The organism is Pseudoalteromonas sp. SD03 (assembly GCF_040937955.1).
Lineage (GTDB): Bacteria > Pseudomonadota > Gammaproteobacteria > Enterobacterales > Alteromonadaceae > Pseudoalteromonas > Pseudoalteromonas tetraodonis.
In genome coordinates this window covers 3,071,627-3,091,004 of record NZ_CP162514.1, presented here as the reverse complement: position 1 = coordinate 3,091,004, position 19,378 = coordinate 3,071,627, and the positions used below count along the sequence as shown (strand labels likewise).

Sequence of the window (19,378 nt, the reverse complement as noted above, 5' to 3'; positions counted from 1 at the left end):
TAAGGTAACACTATGAAACTAAAAAAATTAGCCACAGCCGCATTATTGGCTGGCTGGGCGTTTACGAGCTCTGCAGCGGTTGATACCGATAAAATTTCAGAGGTGATCAACGCCTCAATGACACGTTTTGATGTACCCGGAATGGCCGTTGCCATTGTTGAAAATGACAAAGTTGTATTCGCTAAAGGCTTTGGTGTTGCCAACCTTGATACGAATAGCAAGGTGAATAAAGACACTTTATTTGGTATTGCTTCAAATACCAAGGCATTTACCAGTGCAGCATTGGCTAAGCTGGTGGATGAAGGCAAGTTAAGCTGGGATGACCGCGTAATTGACCATCTTCCTGAGTTTAGATTGTACGACCCTTACGTTACTCGTGAAATGCGCATACGCGATCTACTTAGTCATCGTAGCGGTTTAGGGCTTGGTCAAGGCGATTTAATGATTTGGCCAAGTACAGATAAATCGGTAGCCGATATTTTATCTGGGCTGAAATATTTAAAACCTGCGAGCAGTTTTCGTAGTCAATATGCTTACAACAACCTAATGTTTGTTACCGCTGGTGAAGTTGTTGCGCGTATATCGGGGATGAGCTGGAACGACTACATTGAAAAAAATATTCTACAGCCACTAAATATGACCAACTCGCGCGCTGGCTTTTCGCGTATCGCAAAAAACAACAAAAACTGGGCGATCGGACACATCCCAATGGATGGCAAATTGCATCCTTTTTTTGTTAATTACCTTGAAGACTTTCGAGGGGCAGGCGCCATTGCATCAAGCGTAAATGATATGAGCCAATGGCTCCGTACTCAACTTGCTGGTGGCAAAATGCCTAATGGCGAGCAGCTATTTAGTGAAAAGCAGCAAGCACAAATGTGGCATCCACATATTACATCAATGGCATCTAAAAGTGCCTATGAAGCGTATCATCAACAATTTAGAGGCTACGGATTAGGTTGGAGTATAGAAGATTACCACGGCGTTAAAAAGCTGGCACATGGTGGCGGCATTTTAGGTATGGTCTCGCAGGTGACTTTATTACCAGAAAAAAACGTGGGGATTGTGATATTAAGCAACCAACAAGCATTTTCTGCATTATCGGCAGTGACTCATGAAGTACTTGAAGATGTACTCGAGCTTGAAGATAAAGATTGGGTTGAAGAGTTAGCTAAAAAGCATTTTGCAGGTAAAGAAAAAGTCTATGCTAACGCCGCTCCAAAAGCGCCAACAGATATTCAACCGCAATTGCCTAATATAAACTACACCGGTACATTACATGATGATTGGTATGGCGATGTAATCGTTGAAGAACTAGATGGTAAATTACGCATTGATTTTACCCATACAAAACGCCTTAAAGGTGAGCTAAAGCATTACACAGGTAATACTTTTATTGTGAAGTGGGATGAAAAGTTATTAGAGGCAGATGCCTTTATTCGCTTTTCTATGAGCGCCGATAACCGCGTAGAATCAGCGAAAATGAATGCAGTTTCAACGCAGGTAACCGACTTTAGCTTTGATTTTAGAAACCTCGACTTAAAAGCTAAATAACCATAACTTTGGTTAAAGAGTCGTTTAGTATCAACCAAAGTCGCAAAGCCACCACAAGGTGGCTTTGTTATACTTGATGAGCAACTTATTTTTGGAGTTAGCTATGCGCACTGCGATTATTTCTCATCCTCACTGTCGTAAACATAAAATGATTGAAGATCATCCAGAATGCCCTGAGCGTTTAGATGCGATTAATGACCGTTTACTTGCTAGTGGACTGGATGTGGCTATAGAGCAAAAACAAGCCCCTAAAGCACTGCGCGAACATTATTTATTGGCGCACAGTGAGCAGCATATTAAGCATGTAGAAGACATGATCCCCTCTGAGGGGCTCAGCGATCTAGATGGAGATACGTGGTTATGCCCCGACTCTTTAAAGGCCATTGAGCGTGCAGTCGGAGCAGGCTTACTCGCTGTTGATGAGATTTTAGAGGGTAAGTTAGACGCTGCGTTTTGTTCAGTACGCCCGCCAGGGCATCACGCTAACCGAGATAGCTCTTCTGGTTTTTGTGTGTTTAATAACCTTGCGATTGCGGTTAAATATGCACAAAGCAAAGGGGTAAAGCGCATTGCCATTGTTGATTTTGACGTACACCATGGCAATGGGACTCAAGATATTTTTATGGATGATGAAAATGTGTTGCTGTGCTCGTTATTTCAATATCCATTTTATCCTAATACCGCCATTAAAAATAACGCCACACTGGTAAATTCACCTTTACCGATAGCTAGTGATGGTGCTGATTTAAAAGCACTTTATGAGCAGCAATGGCTACCAAAATTAACAGAATTTAAGCCTGAGCTACTTTTTATAAGCGCGGGATTTGACGCACATTTAGAAGATGACATGGCCAGTCTTAAGTTTGTTGAAAGTGATTATATATGGCTTACTGAGCAGTTAGCGCAATTTAGCCAACAGCATCATTGTTTAGGTATTATTTCTTATTTAGAGGGAGGATACTCACTGTCGGCCCTCGGGCGCAGCGCGATTGCACACGTTAAAGCGCTAGTTGATTTCGGCGAGTAACCTGAATGCCTGATCTGGAGTTAGCTGCTCTATTTTACTTAAGCAGCATTGCCCTTCTTTTGCTAAATATTCTTTTACTAGCTCTGCTAATTGGCTTGCACTGAGCGCCGTGAGCGAATGGCCGCTTAAGCTTTGATAGCCACTAACCTTATCTAAAATAATGACTTTTTGCTGTTCACTTGCTTCCATAGTGTAAATAAAGTCGTGTAAATCATTGGCGTGCTCTATTAGCTCAATTTCATTATTATAAATAATAATTTGTGGGTAACTGATGCTCATCTATTGTCCTAAATCAAATTGTTTTTTTACTGAATAATTTATAATCATTAATTGGTTTAATTTTGGAAGTAGAAGCAATGCCTCACACTAGCCGCTATCAAAAAGTATGCGATGTTTTTACCAATAAGGTGATCGCCTGCGCTAAGGATACCCCTTTAATTGAAGCGGTGAAACTAATGCGAGCGCACAATGTTAGCGCTATTTTTGTAAAACAACAGCAACAAATAATAGGCGTATGGACTGAAACCGATTGTTTAACACTTAACTTTTCTAATCGCTCACTTAGGCAGTTAGCGATTGAAAGCGTTATGTCGAGCCCTGTATTGAGTGTGCCCAGCCAACAATTATTAACCGAGACGGCCATGGTGTTTAATAAGCAGGGTGTAAGGCATTTGTTAGTAACCGATACAAATGACATTCCCAGCGGCGTGATCAGCATTACGGATATTGTAAACAATCAAGGGCTAGAGCATTACTTACAATTTAGACCTATTAATGATCAATATAATAAAAACATACGGATAGTACCGAGTTCATTGGCAATCAATGACGCGGTGAGCATGATGCGTGAATATGCAGAGAAAGTGATTTTGGTGTTTAATGAGGATGAAAATGCCCATGGCATTATTACCCAGCGCGACTTACTTAAGCTCATCACCGAGCAGCACAATCATCTTGTTTGTTGGGATTTAGCCAGTCGCCCCCTTTATCAGATAAGCCCCCAAGACAGCCTTTTTGATGCTTACAGGTTGATGTCTGAAAGTAACATTCGACATTTAGTAGTAAGCGAAAATAATCAAATTAACGGTGTATTATCGCTTGAAAACTTAATTAATGAAATTGAAACGGCTTATTGTTGTGAGCTTGAAAAAGTACTTCAGCAGCGTGATATTGCATTGCAGCATTCGCAGCGTAACTTATTTTTAGCCAATAAAATTATCGACTCCTCTTTGGATGGCATCATGATCACTGATGCTAACGGCGTCATTATGCAAGTAAACCCCGCATTTACCCATTTAACCGGTTACAAAGAATATGAGGTGATAGGTAAGCGACCCAATATGTTGAGTTCAGGGCGTCATGATAAAAACTTTTATATAAAAATGTGGGATTCGCTTGCCAAAACAGGGGTATGGCAGGGGGAAATTCATAATCGTAAAAAATCTGGCGATATTTATATTGAGTGGCTCAGTATTATAGAAATAAAAGAGCCAAGTCATAGTGATGTGATTTACGCCGCTATTTTTAGTGACATAACTGAGCGAAAAAGCGCAGAAGAAAAAGTGGTGCAGTTAGCGTATTTTGATGAGCTAACTGGCTTACCTAACCGGCGTTTATTTAACGATAGACTCTCTATGGCACTGGCCTCAGCGCACAGAGATAAACAGATGCTAGCGGTAATGTTTATTGACCTTGACCGTTTTAAAGAGGTGAATGACAGCTTAGGCCATAATGCCGGTGATACCTTATTAAAATTAGTCTCTGAGCGCATTATTAACACCCTCAATGAGGGAGATACACTGGCGCGATTAGGGGGGGACGAGTTTATTGTATTGTGCGAAATAAACAATGTCGAAGGCGCTATCACCCTTGCTGAGAGTATTTTAAATCACTTAAATACACCGTTTAAGCTTGAAGGCTTTGAGGTTGGTGTTACCGCGTCTATAGGGGCGGCTGTTTACCCTGATGATGGCTTGGACAGTGAAACATTATTAAAGCATGCTGATATTGCCATGTACCGCTCAAAAGATGTCGGTCGCAATTCGTTTCAGTTGTTTCAACCCTCAATGAATGCACGATCTTTAGAGCGTTTAGCGATGATGAGTCGCTTTCAACATGCGCTAGAAAATAATGAGTTTGAGCTTTATTTTCAGCCTAAGCAATGTTTAAAAACAGGGTTGATTATGGGAGCTGAAGCACTACTGCGTTGGCATGACCCTGATTTAGGCACTATTTCACCAGCGCAGTTTATTCCGCTTGCTGAAGAGCTAGGTTTAGTGGTGCGTTTAGATTTATGGGTTATAAACCAAGCAGGTAAAGAGTTAACCCTTTGGCAAGCGCAGGGGATTGATGCCGGACGTTTAGCGATTAATGTCTCTGCGTGTCATTTAAGCCAAGGTAAGTTGGCTGATAATATTAAAGCGATGCTTACTCGTTACCAATTACCTGGCAGCTTACTTGAAATTGAGCTGACCGAAAGCAGCTTTATTAGCTCGTTTTCACAGGCAAAAGAGCAACTACAACAGCTCAAAGCGCTGGGCGTGCATATTGCGCTGGATGATTTTGGTACGGGGTATTCTGCACTCAGTTATTTAACCAAATTACCGTTTAACACATTAAAAATTGATGCGAGCTTTATTGCTAAGATTCCTGATGAGTATGGCAATAGCCAAATTGTGGCGGCCATTATAGCCATGGCGACAAGTTTAGGATTGGATGTGGTTGCTGAGGGCGTTGAGCATGCCTCGCAAGAGGCACACTTAGTCGAAATAGGCTGCAATGTTATTCAGGGCTATTATTATTGCCATCCATTAACGCAGCAGCAATGGATAGCATTTTATAACCAAGCTACTAACGGTTACTCTGTACCTACACTCACTTCATAAGAGGTGAACTTACGAATATTAATAACGCCGCTATCAAAAATTAAATATTGGCCTTTAATGCCTTGTAAAATACCGCTAACAACGGGGTTTTTATCAAAGTTAAATGAGCTAATTTTACTTGGGTATTCGCTTACAGGAAAATCAAGATTCACAACGTCTTGGTCAAGCTGTTCAATAGCGGTTGCGCCAAATAATTCACTCAGCTCTGTTAGTTTTTCGCTAATTTGTGGAATAAGCTCAGCAGCCGCTGCTTTTAAATCAAGAACGTCGTTTTGTCCTTTGAGCATATTGCGCCAATTGGTTTTATCAGCAATAAACTGAGCGAGCGCCACTTCCACTAAGCCCGACTGTAAACGAGTTTGTACTTTAAAAATAGGTAATGCTTGGGTTGCCCCTTGGTCAATCCAACGGGTAGGTATTTGGGTGTGGCGAGTAATGCCTACTTTTAAACCTGATGTATTAGCTAGATACACATAATGCGGGATCATGCAGTTTTCTTCGCCCCACTGTGGCTCGCGGCAGGTGCCTTGATCGTAATGGCAGGTTTCAGGTTTCATGATACACATGTCGCAACTTGCAAGCTTGCGCATACATACAAAGCAATGCCCTTGAGAATAGCTTTTTTTAGTTTTTTTACCACAGTTAGAACACAAAATTGTGCCACTAAAAGTGAGAGTCAATTGTTTACCTATTAAAGCATTTAAATCAACCAGTTCATCACCTACAGGTAAATGATATTGAACGGGTTCTGTTAAGCTCGACTTTAATTTACGCAGTGTACCTTGCATCTTTACTTGGCCCCAAAGATGTTAAAAAGGGGAGCTTAACATTTTTAGACGGTATTGGCTGTTCAAGAAGTCTAAATAATTATCATAAGAGAGTGCTTTTGCGTACAAGTAGCCTTGGGTACGGTCGGCTTTCATGGTGTTGAGCAGCTGGTGAACTTCTTGAGTTTCTACGCCCTCAATCGTGATAGTAAGGCCCAAGTTATGCGCCATATCTATAGCTGTTTGCACAATGACCTGATGAGCCCGGTTATCGGTTAAATCATACACAAACGACTTATCTACTTTAAGTTCACTAAAGTGATAGTTAACTAAGTAGCTAAGCGATGAATAACCAGTACCAAAATCGTCTAACACCACCTTAACGCCCAGTGTGGCAAGTTCACCAACTAAGGTGACTAACGCATCTTGATTTTCGACAAACGCTGATTCAGTCAGCTCAAACTTCAATAAATGAGGGGCAACCTGATACTTTATTAAAAGGTTTTCTACTTTTTCGGTTAAATTGGCAATGGCTAGGTTTTTTGCACTTAAATTAACGCTAATACTATGTTCAGTTACGCCCTCATTTGCCAGTTTTGCAATGTCTTTGCAGGCTTGCTCTATCACCCAAAGTGTTAATTCATTAATAATACCGGTGTGTTCGGCAAGTAGAATTAGTTTTTCTATGGAAATGTTTTTAAACTCAGTATTAGGCCAGCGTAGTAGAGCTTCGGCACCATTGACACTGTTATCTTTTAAACTAATTTGTGGTTGATAAAACAGAGCGAGCTGATCCGTTCTTATCGCTTGTTGAAGCTTAGCAGCAAGCGCAACGTCCATAGCTAAGCTGCTGTTCGCAGATGATGAGCTTACCTTACTTAGACTATGTTTAGCGTTATGTAATGCCAAGTAGCCTCGTTTTAACCAAAATTCAAAGTCATCACGTTTACCAAAGGCACTAATCCCCACGCTGTAATTGAGTTGTAAGTCTAGCCCTTTGATTTGATAAGTTTTTGGTAACTTATTTACTACCCTTTTTAATAACTCTTCGAGCGTGTGTGGGCTTTGGTTTTTAGTCGAGATACAGGCAAAAACTCCGCTACCTAAATCAGCAATTTTAGCGGGTTGATTAATGCCACTACTTAAGTTAAAAAATTCTCTCTCAAAGCTCAATTGGCATTCTAATTCGTGCGCAACATGCTTAATTAATTCATATCCTTGGGAGGGCGTAATAATGGTATTTAGTGAGTTAAAATGACGTATTTTAACCAAACATAAAGTGGTGGAACGTTGCTGGGCTTTGAGTGCCATAAAGGCATACTTTAACTTTGCGCTATTGAGCAGTTTTGTTTGCTGGGTATGCGTGGCATGATATAAAGCGCGCTCACGCTGATAACGAACCCGATCGGCAAGTGCCATGGCCATTAAGACAATTTCACACAAAATGGCCATTAAAAAAGCATGACGTATTGAAAAGCTATAAGTGATAACGCCTGTAAGCTCTAAAGGCTGAATGGCTGCACCAATAATCAATGGCACCCATGAAAATACGTAAAACTTAGCCCATCTAAAGCCACTTTTTAATTTGTTATAAATTAAAATAAAGCAGACGATATAAAGTAATCCCAAAATTACAAAAAATATGGGGGCAGCTATATTTTCGGGAATAAAAAAGCTTAATGTACCGAGCACTAGCATTAGCCAGAGTAAACCAACACTTAATTTATAACGCCAGCAACGGTCTTTATGATATCGCAAAAACATGGTGCAAAAAGCGAGAGTGAAAAACGCAATAGTGTAATTAACGACAATTATTTTTTCGTGAATAAACAACTGCCATTCTAGCGGCCATAAATAAAAACCAAACCCCAGAACGGTGCCCATTAATGCTATAGCACTAATAATGTAGCCAATATAAACTAAGTACACGCGGTCTTTAATGCCAAAATAGAGTAATAGGTTATATAGTGAGGCCATTAATAAGACACCCGCGAAAATTCCCCAAATGCCTGTTTGTGAGCGAACTAAGTCAACAAATACATTATGGCGATACAAGTGAATTGGGGTTTTACTGATCCCCACGGTATCTATTTTTATAATTAGTCGTTGTGTAGATTGGCCATCGAGGTTAAAGCGAATGTGGGGCACGCTGTACTTAAATAAAGTAAGACGTGGCTCTTTATCGCCAAGCTTATAAGTGTCGAGTAGTTGGTTGTTACTATTGAGCCTATATATGGTGAGATGATCTACCATCGGGTTATCAAAGTGGGCAACCACATCTTCTTGTTGGCTGCTTTTGTTTTCTAAATCGAGGCGTAACCAATAATTTTGCTGTTCAAAGCTCCAAGGTATATCGTTAAATTCTTGCTGTGTAAATAGCGCCTGCTTGGTCATTACTTCTGCAAAACTTTGTGTTTTGCTTTTGTCTATGTAATAAGCATGATCGAGGTAAACAGGGGTTATTTTATCTATGGTATAGCGTGATGGCATCACAAAGTTTGTTGCCAATGTGCTGATAATAAAAAAGATAAAAATAAGTATTACAACTGCCACCGCATGGTAGCGCAAGGTTTTAAATTCCAATATTAATCTATGTCCAGATTACTTTTTTTTATAGTGTAGCAGTAAAAAGCGCAGATAATCTGCGCTTTTATAAAGTTTACTCGTTAGTTATCAATCGTTATGATTGTTCACGAGCAATTGCGCGATAAGCAATGTCAGTACGGTATTCCATGCCATCCCAGTTGATTTCATCAACCAGTTTATAGGCACGCTGCTGCGCTTGTGTAACTGTATTACCCAGTGCAGTAGCACACAGTACACGACCACCGGCAGTCACTATGCTATCGCCGTCTTGCTTAGTCCCTGCATGGAAGACTTTTTCGCCTTCAGGGTAAGTTACTTTCAAGCCACTAATAGCATCGCCTTTCGGGTAGCTATCTGGGTAGCCTTTAGCGGCTAAAACAACACCTACTGCAGCGCGTGAATCAAACTCAATGGTGGTTTTATCAAGCTCTACACGGTTAGCAGCTTCAATCAATTCAACTAAGTCTGATTGTAAGCGTAGCATCATAGGTTGTGTTTCAGGGTCGCCAAAACGACAGTTATATTCAATAACCTTTGGTGTACCTGTCTCATCTATCATCAAGCCTGCATATAAAAAGCCAGTGTACGGATGGCCTTCGCTAGCCATACCTTCTACCGTTGGGTAGATCACTTCGTTCATAATGCGCTGATGAATTTCATCGGTTACTACAGGCGCTGGTGAGTATGCACCCATACCACCAGTGTTAGGACCTTGATCGCCATTGTAAGCGCGTTTATGGTCTTGGCTGGTTGCAAACGGCAGTACGTTTTTACCATCAACCATGACAATAAACGACGCTTCTTCACCTTCTAAAAACTCTTCAATGACCACACGGCTACCGGCGTCACCAAAGGCATTACCCGCAAGCATATCGCGAATAGCCTCTTCAGCCTCGCGTTCGTCCATAGCAACAATCACGCCTTTACCAGCCGCTAAACCATCGGCTTTAATAACAATCGGTGCGCCTTTTTCTTTTAAATAGGCAAGCGCAGGGTCGATTTGTTCAAACGTTTGGTAATCAGCGGTTGGAATAGCATGACGTGCTAAAAAGTCTTTAGTGAACGATTTAGAACCTTCAAGCTGTGCCGCTCCCGCCGTTGGGCCAAAAATAGCTAAGCCGTGTTCACGGAACTTATCAACAACCCCTAATACTAGCGGTACTTCAGGGCCAACAATGGTTAGCTCAACATTATTTTGTTGTGCAAAGCTTAGCAGTCCATCAAGGTCTTCAACGTTAATTGCTACGTTCTCAAGTTTTGGCTCAAGAGCTGTGCCCGCATTACCTGGAGCAACATAAACAGTGTTAACTTTTGTATTTTGAGCGGCCTTAAACGCAAGTGCGTGTTCGCGGCCGCCGCTGCCAATGACTAATACATTCATGGCGAATATCCTATTTAAAGCGGTTTTTTAAATTTCAGCGTCATACGGTCGCTTTCACCTATGGCTTTATATTTAGCGGCATCTTGCTCGCCAAGTCTAAGGCTCGGTGGAAGGGTCCATACCCCTTTAGGGTGATCGGCTGTATCAAGAGGGTTTGCATTAATATCGCTTTTTGCTTCAAGTTCAAAACCAGCTTGTTCAGCAAGTGCAATAACCACACTTTGCTTCATATAACCTGATGATTTTTGCATCTCATCATCTTGCTCTTCTGGTAGGCGGTGTTCAACCACACCTAAAGTGCCGCCTGGTTTAAGTGCTTTGTAAAAAGACTTAAACGCATTGCTTGCAGCTTCTTTATCTTTGCTCATGTACCAGTTATGGACATTACGAAAAGTCAGTACCATATCGGCGCTAGCCGCAGGAGCAATATCTAAATGTGTAGATGGGGCAAACTCAGTGAGTTTAACGTGACTAAAGCGGGCATCTTCAGCGATTTTAGCCTTAAAGCCAGCAAGAGAACGTTGGTAATAACCAACCGATGAATCAGCAGGGAAGTGCGCAGCATAATAGGTGCCTTGCTCTTTCAGCGCTGGCGCTAAAATCTCACTGTACCAACCACCACCTGGGGCAATTTCTACCACGGTCATAGATGGTTTAAAGCCAAAAAATTCGAGTGTTTCTACAGGGTTGCGGTATTGATCGCGCTCACTGCTACGCTCGCTTGCTTTAACTGCATTTGTTAATGCTGAGTCGTGGCCATGGTTATGTGCCAACGCCATTGTTGAGCTTAATGACAGTGTGGCAACCAGTAGAGATTTTAGTGCAAATTTCATCGTCTAATCCTTCACATTATAATTGTTAGTCATGGTTATAGAATAAGCAGAATACGTGAATTTGGTGCAAACAAAAAGAGCTAACTGAACCCGTTAGCTCTTTATGCGATTAATGACGGAAGTGGCGCATACCGGTAAACACCATTGCCATTCCAGCTTCGTCAGCGGCCGCAATCACTTCTTCATCGCGCATTGAACCACCTGGTTGGATAACAGCAGTAATGCCAGCCTCTGCAGCTGCATCAATACCATCGCGGAATGGAAAGAATGCATCTGATGCCATCACTGAACCTTTTACTTCAAGGCTTTCATCAGCGGCTTTAATACCGGCAATTTTAGCTGAGTAAACGCGACTCATTTGGCCCGCACCTACACCTATAGTCATACCGTCGCGGGCATAAACAATGGCGTTTGATTTAACAAATTTAGCCACTTTCCAGCAGAATAATAAATCTTTAAGCTCTTGCTCAGAAGGTTGGCGCTTAGACACAACCGTTAAGTCGCCTTGCGTTACCATGCCTAAATCACGGTCTTGAATAAGTACACCGCCATTTACACGCTTAATGTCGTGACCTGTGCCTTTAGCTGAGAATTCACCACACTCTAATAAACGCACGTTTTGTTTAGCTGATACTATTTGAGTGGCTTCTGCACTTACGCTTGGTGCAATAATAACTTCAACAAATTGACGTTCAACAATCGCTTGTGCAGTCTTAGCATCAAGTTCTTGGTTAAAAGCAATAATGCCGCCAAATGCTGACGTTGGGTCAGTTTTAAAGGCGCGCTCGTACGCTTCTAAGATATTATTACCAATTGAAACACCACATGGGTTAGCGTGTTTTACAATAACACACGCAGGTACATCAAATTCTTTTACACACTCAAGTGCAGCATCGGTGTCGGCAATATTGTTAAACGATAATGCTTTACCTTGCAGTTGAGTCGCTGTTGCCACTGACGCTTCAGTGATGTCGTTTTCAACATAAAACGCGGCATCTTGATGCGAATTTTCACCGTAGCGCATATCTTGCTTTTTAGTGAATTGCATATTAATAGTACGCGGGAACTTAGTATCGATAGCGGCTTCTTCTGTGTAATCAGGAACCATTTTACCGAAGTAGTTAGCAATCATGCCATCGTACTGCGCTGTATGCTCATACGCTGCAATAGCTAAGTCAAAGCGTGTTTTGTAGGTTGTTGAGCCGTTGTTATTTTGCATTTCGCTAATAACACGGTCGTAGTCGCTTGCGTTAACAACGATCGTCACATCTTTGTGATTTTTAGCTGCCGCACGTACCATCGTTGGGCCACCAATATCAATGTTTTCAATAGCATCTTCAAGGCTGCAGTTTTCTTGAGCGACAGTATTCGCAAAGGGGTATAAGTTAACTACAACGATGTCGATAGCAGAGATATTGTTATCTGCCATTACGTCTTCATCTTGGCCACGACGAGCAAGAATGCCGCCATGAATTTTTGGATGTAGGGTTTTTACGCGACCATCCATGATCTCAGGGTGACCGGTGTGATCTGATACTTCAGTTACTTTAATTGCATTGTCAGCAAGTAGTTTACACGTGCCGCCAGTTGAAAGTATTTCAACACCTTGTGCTTCTAGTGCACGGGCAAATTCAACAATACCGGTTTTGTCTGACACACTCAAAAGTGCGCGACGTATAGGACGATGTGTATCCATTGTAGTTTGATTTCCTCAGTTAATGAGCTAGCTTAGAAGCGCGTATTTTAACTGATTACGACTCAAAAAACGACTTATAACGACCCATAAAGCGTGAGCATTTTGCAATTTCGTTAATAAATTTTACAAATAAAAAAAGCACCCTAAGGTGCTTTTTACTCAAAATACTTTATACCAGCTGTATTGGATTAGTAAGCAATTATAACGACAAAGAAATAAGTCAATAACGAGGCAAAAATTTTGCTGTGTAGTTATTCTACATAAAAAATTTTTAACGCAGTTAGGGGCTTATTTAGCTCGTTAGAATGATTACGGTTTCAATATAGCTGGTATTAGTTCATACCGTATTTTTTAAGCTTTTTACGTAAAGTACCACGGTTGATACCTAGTAAAATTGCCGCACGAGTTTGATTGCCACGTGTGTAAGTCATTACTTCTTCAAGCAATGGCGCTTCTAGCTCAGAAAGAACAAGGTCGTAAACGTCTTGCACATCTTGACCGTTAAGCTGCTTTAAGTAGTGGTGAACAGCTTTTTTCACTGCATCACGCAATGGCTGCGGTTTCTCGTGTGACTGAACATGAGGGTTAGTGATAAATGGAGAAGTCACGTTTTGTTCGAACATTATAAAGTCTCTTTCTTTCTTAGTTAGCTGCTAGTGTTTTAAAGTATTGCTCTAATGCGACGACCTGTGCCTCTGAATTGTCGAGCGCATTAAATACTCGCCTAAACTGACCGTCACTGTCATGGGTTTGCAAATACCAAGATACATGTTTGCGAGCGATTCGTGCTCCCATTGGCTCACCGTAAAACACATGGAGGTTGGTTAAATGCTCCATTAAAATACTGCGCACCTCTGCAATAGCAGGTGGCTGCATATGTTCACCAGTTCGCAAATAGTGGTCTATCTCCCTAAATATCCAAGGGCGACCTTGGGCGGCTCGACCAATCATAATGGCATCTGCACCCGTATAGTCCAAAACCTGCTTTGCTTTTTCAGGTGATGTAATATCACCATTAGCAACGACAGGTATCGACACTGAACGTTTTATATCCCTAATTGTGGCGTACTCAGCATCACCTTTATACATACATGCGCGCGTGCGCCCATGTACAGCCAGTGATGCAATGCCATAACGTTCAGCTATTCTTGCAATCTCTACACCATTACGGTTGTCCTGATCCCATCCGGTACGGATTTTAAGTGTCACAGGTATATCAACCGCGTTTACTACGGCATCAATAATCTCTTCCACGAGTTCTGGAAACTGTAATAAGGCTGAGCCTGCAAGTTTCTTGTTCACTTTTTTTGCTGGGCACCCCATATTGATATCTATGATCTGTGCACCGTTTGCAACATTGAATTGTGCGGCCTGTGCCATAAGCTCAGGGTCTGCTCCTGCAATTTGCACCGCACGTATACCCGACTCACCAGAATGATCCATCCGGTTCATCGACTTTTCGGTTTTCCAAACCTTCGGATTAGACGACAGCATTTCAGACACAGCAAGGCCAGCGCCTAAACGACGACATAGCTGTCTAAATGGTCTGTCCGTTATGCCCGCCATAGGCGCGACAATGACATTATTCTCAAGTTGGTATGAACCGATACGCACGATATTCAATAGGCCTCTTTTCAAGGGGCGCTAAGTTTACGGCTTTTTACGCAAAAATCAAAGGCTATAAATTGAACAAAAGTGACTTTTTTTTGCTCTTTTCGTATTGACATTTGATAACCGTATGACGAAGCGGTTTATTTGTGTGAATTTTGAACGGCTGTTACTTTTATAATAAAAAATCTTTATTTTTTATTATGTAAAAAAATAGTAAAGCCTGTTAAATACAGGCTTTAGATACGACTTTTGAGTTAATACTCTAAATTTTTTAATAACGCACTATTACGCTTTTTTAATGCCACTTACTCGGGTCCAATCGCCTTCAATGGCAATTTCATCGAGCTCAATAAAGGGCGCGTATATGTCAGCAACCGATTGTGCTTGTTCTTCTAAAATTCCCGACATCGCAATTTTACCGCCTGGCTTTAATAAGCCTAAAATAACACTATGAAGCTCACGCAGTGGTTGCGCTAAAATATTTGCCACTACAATGTCAGCAGTAAACTCAGGTTGATTTTCTGGCAGGTACACTTCAAGCTTGTCAGCAACACCATTGCGATTAGCGTTATCTAGGCTTGCTTCCAGCGCTTGTGGGTCAATGTCTATCCCTATCATGCGCTCAGCACCCAATTTTATTGCTGCAATGCCTAATATGCCTGAGCCACAGCCAAAATCGACCACGGTTTTACCAGTTAAGTCTTGGCTTTCTAACCATTTTAAACACAGTGCCGTGGTGGCGTGTGTGCCAGTACCAAAAGCAAGACCTGGATCAAGTAGTACATTGACTGCGTCTGGGTCTGGAATGTCGCGCCAGCTAGGACAAATCCAGAGTTTTTCGCCAAATTGAATAGGGTGAAAATTATCCATCCACTCACGTTCCCAGTCTTTATCTTCGAGTTGCTCAATTTTGTAAACTAAATTGTCTTTTAGCTCATCATGGCGTTTTAATAACGCAACCACTGCGTTCATATCGTGATTAGCTTCGAACAAGCCAATTACTGTGGTGTCAGCCCAAAATACAACAGTGCCAATTTTAGGCTCATAGATAGGCGTGTCTTTAGCATCAATAAAAGTAACAGAAGCACTGCCTGCTTCCATTAATAGGTCACTTACTGCATCAGCGGTTGCAGCATTGGCATTGATACGGATTTGGATCCAAGCCATGTTTATTTCCTTGAAATAGAAAAAAGGCCGCTACAGCGGCCTTTTAAATTAACTTATAATGTAACGCTAGATTATTTAGCGTCTAAAAAGCTTTTCAGTAAATCAGAGCGAGAAGGGTGACGTAATTTACGCAGTGCCTTCGCCTCAATTTGACGAATACGTTCACGTGTTACGTCAAACTGTTTACCTACTTCTTCTAACGTGTGGTCGGTATTCATATCAATACCAAAACGCATACGTAGTACTTTCGCTTCACGGGCTGTTAAGCCAGCAAGCACGTCGTTAGTTGCGCCACGAAGAGACTCCATTGTTGCCGAATCGATTGGCGAATCAATAGTGGTATCTTCGATGAAGTCGCCTAAGTGCGAATCTTCATCATCACCAATAGGTGTTTCCATTGAAATTGGCTCTTTTGCAATCTTAAGTACCTTACGGATTTTATCCTCAGGCATCATCATGCGTTCAGCTAATTCTTCTGGATTTGGCTCACGACCCATTTCTTGTAACATTTGACGTGAAATACGGTTCAATTTATTGATCGTTTCAATCATATGTACTGGAATACGGATTGTTCTTGCTTGGTCAGCAATAGAGCGCGTAATTGCTTGACGGATCCACCACGTAGCATAAGTTGAAAACTTATAACCACGACGGTATTCAAACTTATCAACCGCTTTCATCAGACCAATGTTACCTTCTTGGATTAAATCTAAGAACTGTAAACCACGGTTGGTGTATTTTTTAGCGATTGAAATTACAAGACGTAAGTTTGCTTCTACCATCTCTTTTTTAGCACGGCGCGCTTTCGCTTCACCAATACTCATGCGACGGTTTATATCTTTAATACGTTCAATGCTTAAGCCAGTGCTTTCTTCCATTGAAGTAAGTTTGCTAATACAACGAAGTATTTCAGGCTTCACTTCTTCAAGTTTAGCTGAATGCTTTTCGTTTGCTGCAATTTCAATATCAAGCCATGCTGTGTCAGTTTCGTTGTTTGCAAAATGCTTAACAAAGGTTTTCTTTGGCAGCTTTGAAACTTGAACTGCATGCTTCATGATAAGACGTTCTTGAACGCGAACTCTGTCCATCATTTCACGCATGTTATTAACCATGCGATCAAACTGTTTAGGTACGAGTTTAAAGGTTCTGAACAGCTCACCGATTTCTAAAATAGCGGCTTGAGACTCTGGATGAGAGCGACCTTTCTTATCGAATGTTTCACGTGCTTTGGTGTATAAATCACGTAAATTTTCGAAATGGATGCGCGCTTCTTCAGGATCTGGACCTGTATCTACTTCTTCTTCGTCTTCATCATCGCTGTCATCGTCATCATCGTCGCTGTCATCAAGTTGTTTTTCACTTAATTCAGAACCAATGTTGGTGGCAGCAATAGGTGGTGCTTCTTCTGCATCAGGATCGAAAAAGCCAGAGATAATATCGCTAAGACGCATCTCTTCTGCTTCAAACTTATCCCACTGTTCAAGTAGGTAAGTGATCGCTTCTGGGTATTCAGCAACCGAAATTTGAACTTGGTTAATGCCTTCTTCAATACGCTTAGCGATAACAATTTCGCCTTCACGGGTAAGAAGTTCAACAGTACCCATTTCACGCATATACATGCGAACAGGGTCAGTTGTACGGCCAATTTCTTTTTCTACAGTAGCAAGGGCTGCAGCGGCAGCTTCCGCTGCGTCTTCGTCTGTCGTGGTTTCTTGCATCATTAATTCATCGGCATCAGGCGCGTTTTCGCTAACCTTGATACCCATGTCATTAATCATGCTAATGATATCTTCTACTTGATCTGAGTCGATAATATCTTGTGGAAGGTGATCATTAACTTCTGCAAAAGTTAAGTAACCTTGCTCTTTACCTTTTTGAATCAGAAGTTTTAATTGTGACTGAGGAGTTGGATCCATAGAGATTGTTTCTTCCACTCTGATAAGTTGATACAACAGGCGCCATCATGGAGTTTGCTCAAAGGCTAACCAGAATAATGTGACGCAGTGAATAGCACAGTATAACAGCCTAAATCAAATCTGACTAGCTGTTCGTTGCTTTTAACGCTGTCATTAGTAAATGACATTCTAGTCGTTCGTCGCTATTTAGGCCCTGTGTCTTGTCTTTTATTAATAGGGTCTCTAGTCGATAATTTAAACACTGATCTTCAATAAATTTGAAAGTATTTTGGAAAACAGTCTCTAAACGCTCTTCATTTATTTGATGTTGCCATGTCGCTAACTTAGTTAATGGCTCGTAGTCATCGGTGTCCCGAAATGATTCAAGAATTTGTGCGGTGGTAATGCCATCTTTTTGTAATGCTTGATGTTGTAGTCGCAATAATAAGCCAATACCCGCAATATTCATTTGAGCTAAATCGGGTAAATAGGGCACACTTTTAGCCAAGTTAGGGTGCTGAATTAAAATCCCTATTGCTTGGCGCATGGGTGTAATTTTAAATTTTCGTTCAATTGCTTGCTGCTGTTTTGGCGTTTTTAAGTGATTATTGAGTTGCTCACGGGTGCGGCCAATCAATCGCCCAAGTTGCTCTAGGATATTTTCTTGGTAAAACTCACTTGGGATCTTTTCAATCAGGGGCAGTGCCGCACTGAGTAACTTAGCCTTACCGGAATCTAGTGTTAAATCAATCTCTTTACTTAGTTTATTAAACAGCACTTTAGTGAAGTCATCTGCGTTTTCAAGGCGTTGCTCAAAAGCTGCTTTACCTTCTTGTTGTACGAGTGAATCAGGGTCTTCACCATCGGGTAAAAATACAAAATGCAGTGCTTTGCCATCGTTTAAGTAAGGCAACGCATTTTCGAGTGCGCGCCACGCAGCATCTTTACCTGCACGGTCACCATCGTAACAACAAATAACTTTATCTGTGGTTCTAAATAAAGTGTGCATGTGCTCGCTGGTTGTCGCTGTACCAAGGGCTGCTACGGCATATTCAATACCTTGTTCTGCCAGCGCTACTACGTCCATGTAGCCTTCAACAATCAGTACATGGTCAAGCTTCTTGTGTGCTTGTTTAGCTTCATAAAGCCCATAGAGTTCAAAGCCCTTATGAAATATGCGCGTCTCCGGAGAGTTTAAATATTTAGGCCCTTGATCGGCTTGCATTACTCGCCCACCAAAAGCAATAACGCGGCCGCGTTTATCACGAATTGGAAACATTAAGCGATCACGGAAAAAGTCGAACTGTTTGCCTGGGGTTTTCTCAGATGCGAGTTTAAGCTCAACTAATTGTTCTTTTTGTTCTTGGTTTCGCCCAAGTTGTTGGCAGAGCCCTTCCCATTCGCTGGGCGCATAACCTATCATAAACTTTTTAACGGTTGCACCGCTTAAGCCGCGACCTTTAACGTAATCGATTACCGCTTCAGAGTTACTGTGATGTTTTAACTGATGTTGATAAAAGCGTGCTGCATGCAGCATTAGATCATAGTCTGAACGTTTTTGTGCCGCTGTGCGCTCTGGTCCATTACTGCTCCCTTGTTCGCGAGGAACATCAAGGTTAAGTAAACTGGCTAGTTCCTCAATTGCATCAACAAACTCGAGTTTGTCATACTCCATTACAAAAGAAATAGCATTGCCGTTAGCGCCACAGCCAAAGCAATGATAAAACTGTTTATCTTGCGATACGGTAAATGAAGGCGACTTCTCATTATGAAAAGGACAGCAAGCTTGATAGTCTTTGCCCGCTTTTTTCAACCCTACCTTTGAGTCAATCAGGTCGACAATATCGGTTCGTGCCAATAAATCATCGATAAAGTTGCGTGGGATCTTTCCAGCCATTGTTTAAAGTACAGCCCTAAGATAAATAGAAAAGTGATGAAAACGAATTATAATACGCAAAGATTTGAACACAAATGCA

General features: G+C 41.5%; 14 protein-coding genes. 3 read left to right on the top strand and 11 right to left on the bottom strand.

What is annotated here, in order from left to right; genetic code table 11:
- Positions 1-12 precede the first annotated feature (12 nt).
- Together ABZP26_RS14410 and ABZP26_RS14405 are read left to right on the top strand one after the other, a co-directional pair.
- Positions 13-1,554: a serine hydrolase gene (locus tag ABZP26_RS14410; protein WP_033103717.1), complete on the top strand. Its 1,542-nt coding sequence runs from the start codon at positions 13-15 to the stop codon at positions 1,552-1,554.
- Between the two features lie 103 nt (positions 1,555-1,657).
- Positions 1,658-2,581, top strand: a complete 924-nt coding sequence (locus ABZP26_RS14405) for a histone deacetylase family protein (RefSeq protein ID WP_033103750.1) — start codon at positions 1,658-1,660, stop codon at positions 2,579-2,581.
- Here the strand turns inward: ABZP26_RS14405 and ABZP26_RS14400 are convergent.
- Positions 2,561-2,860 (bottom strand): DUF4144 family protein, encoded by a 300-nt coding sequence (locus ABZP26_RS14400; protein WP_028835587.1) that lies wholly within the window; start codon positions 2,858-2,860, stop codon positions 2,561-2,563. The genes ABZP26_RS14405 and ABZP26_RS14400 overlap by 21 nt on opposite strands.
- Before the next feature lie 77 nt (positions 2,861-2,937).
- Between ABZP26_RS14400 and ABZP26_RS14395 the strand changes: the two genes are divergently transcribed.
- The gene (locus ABZP26_RS14395) at positions 2,938-5,466 is read left to right on the top strand and encodes an EAL domain-containing protein (RefSeq protein ID WP_033103749.1); all 2,529 of its coding nucleotides are present in this window, start codon (positions 2,938-2,940) and stop codon (positions 5,464-5,466) included.
- On the opposite strand, the gene ABZP26_RS14390 is transcribed toward ABZP26_RS14395, so the two are convergent.
- From ABZP26_RS14390 to dnaG, 10 genes are all read right to left on the bottom strand, one after another.
- Positions 5,439-6,254 carry a DUF2797 domain-containing protein gene (locus ABZP26_RS14390; RefSeq protein WP_033103716.1) on the bottom strand — a complete coding sequence of 272 codons (816 nt, stop codon included), beginning with the start codon at positions 6,252-6,254 and terminating at the stop codon, positions 5,439-5,441. The genes ABZP26_RS14395 and ABZP26_RS14390 overlap by 28 nt on opposite strands.
- Before the next feature lie 21 nt (positions 6,255-6,275).
- Positions 6,276-8,816 (bottom strand): EAL domain-containing protein, encoded by a 2,541-nt coding sequence (locus ABZP26_RS14385; protein ID WP_128583764.1) that lies wholly within the window; start codon positions 8,814-8,816, stop codon positions 6,276-6,278.
- Between the two features lie 97 nt (positions 8,817-8,913).
- On the bottom strand, positions 8,914-10,200 hold the full coding sequence (purD, locus tag ABZP26_RS14380) for a phosphoribosylamine--glycine ligase (protein WP_024601711.1): 1,287 nt from the start codon (positions 10,198-10,200) through the stop codon (positions 8,914-8,916).
- A gap of 14 nt (positions 10,201-10,214) precedes the next feature.
- Positions 10,215-11,033, bottom strand: coding sequence for a class I SAM-dependent methyltransferase (locus ABZP26_RS14375; protein WP_013465965.1), 819 nt, complete (start codon positions 11,031-11,033; stop codon positions 10,215-10,217).
- 109 nt (positions 11,034-11,142) lie between these two features.
- Positions 11,143-12,729: a bifunctional phosphoribosylaminoimidazolecarboxamide formyltransferase/IMP cyclohydrolase gene (gene purH, locus ABZP26_RS14370; RefSeq protein ID WP_033103715.1), complete on the bottom strand. Its 1,587-nt coding sequence runs from the start codon at positions 12,727-12,729 to the stop codon at positions 11,143-11,145.
- A 332-nt stretch (positions 12,730-13,061) separates the two neighbouring features.
- Complete coding sequence (fis, locus tag ABZP26_RS14365; RefSeq protein WP_002957804.1) at positions 13,062-13,352, bottom strand: DNA-binding transcriptional regulator Fis; 291 nt, start codon at positions 13,350-13,352, stop codon at positions 13,062-13,064.
- A 19-nt stretch (positions 13,353-13,371) separates the two neighbouring features.
- The gene (gene dusB / locus ABZP26_RS14360; RefSeq protein WP_024601713.1) at positions 13,372-14,343 is read right to left on the bottom strand and encodes a tRNA dihydrouridine synthase DusB; all 972 of its coding nucleotides are present in this window, start codon (positions 14,341-14,343) and stop codon (positions 13,372-13,374) included.
- A gap of 282 nt (positions 14,344-14,625) precedes the next feature.
- Positions 14,626-15,507, bottom strand: a complete 882-nt coding sequence (prmA, locus tag ABZP26_RS14355; protein WP_008114871.1) for a 50S ribosomal protein L11 methyltransferase — start codon at positions 15,505-15,507, stop codon at positions 14,626-14,628.
- Between the two features lie 71 nt (positions 15,508-15,578).
- Complete coding sequence (gene rpoD, locus ABZP26_RS14350) at positions 15,579-17,423, bottom strand: RNA polymerase sigma factor RpoD (RefSeq protein ID WP_028835594.1); 1,845 nt, start codon at positions 17,421-17,423, stop codon at positions 15,579-15,581.
- A 124-nt stretch (positions 17,424-17,547) separates the two neighbouring features.
- Positions 17,548-19,299, bottom strand: coding sequence for a DNA primase (dnaG, locus tag ABZP26_RS14345; RefSeq protein ID WP_058155287.1), 1,752 nt, complete (start codon positions 19,297-19,299; stop codon positions 17,548-17,550).
- Positions 19,300-19,378 lie beyond the last annotated feature (79 nt).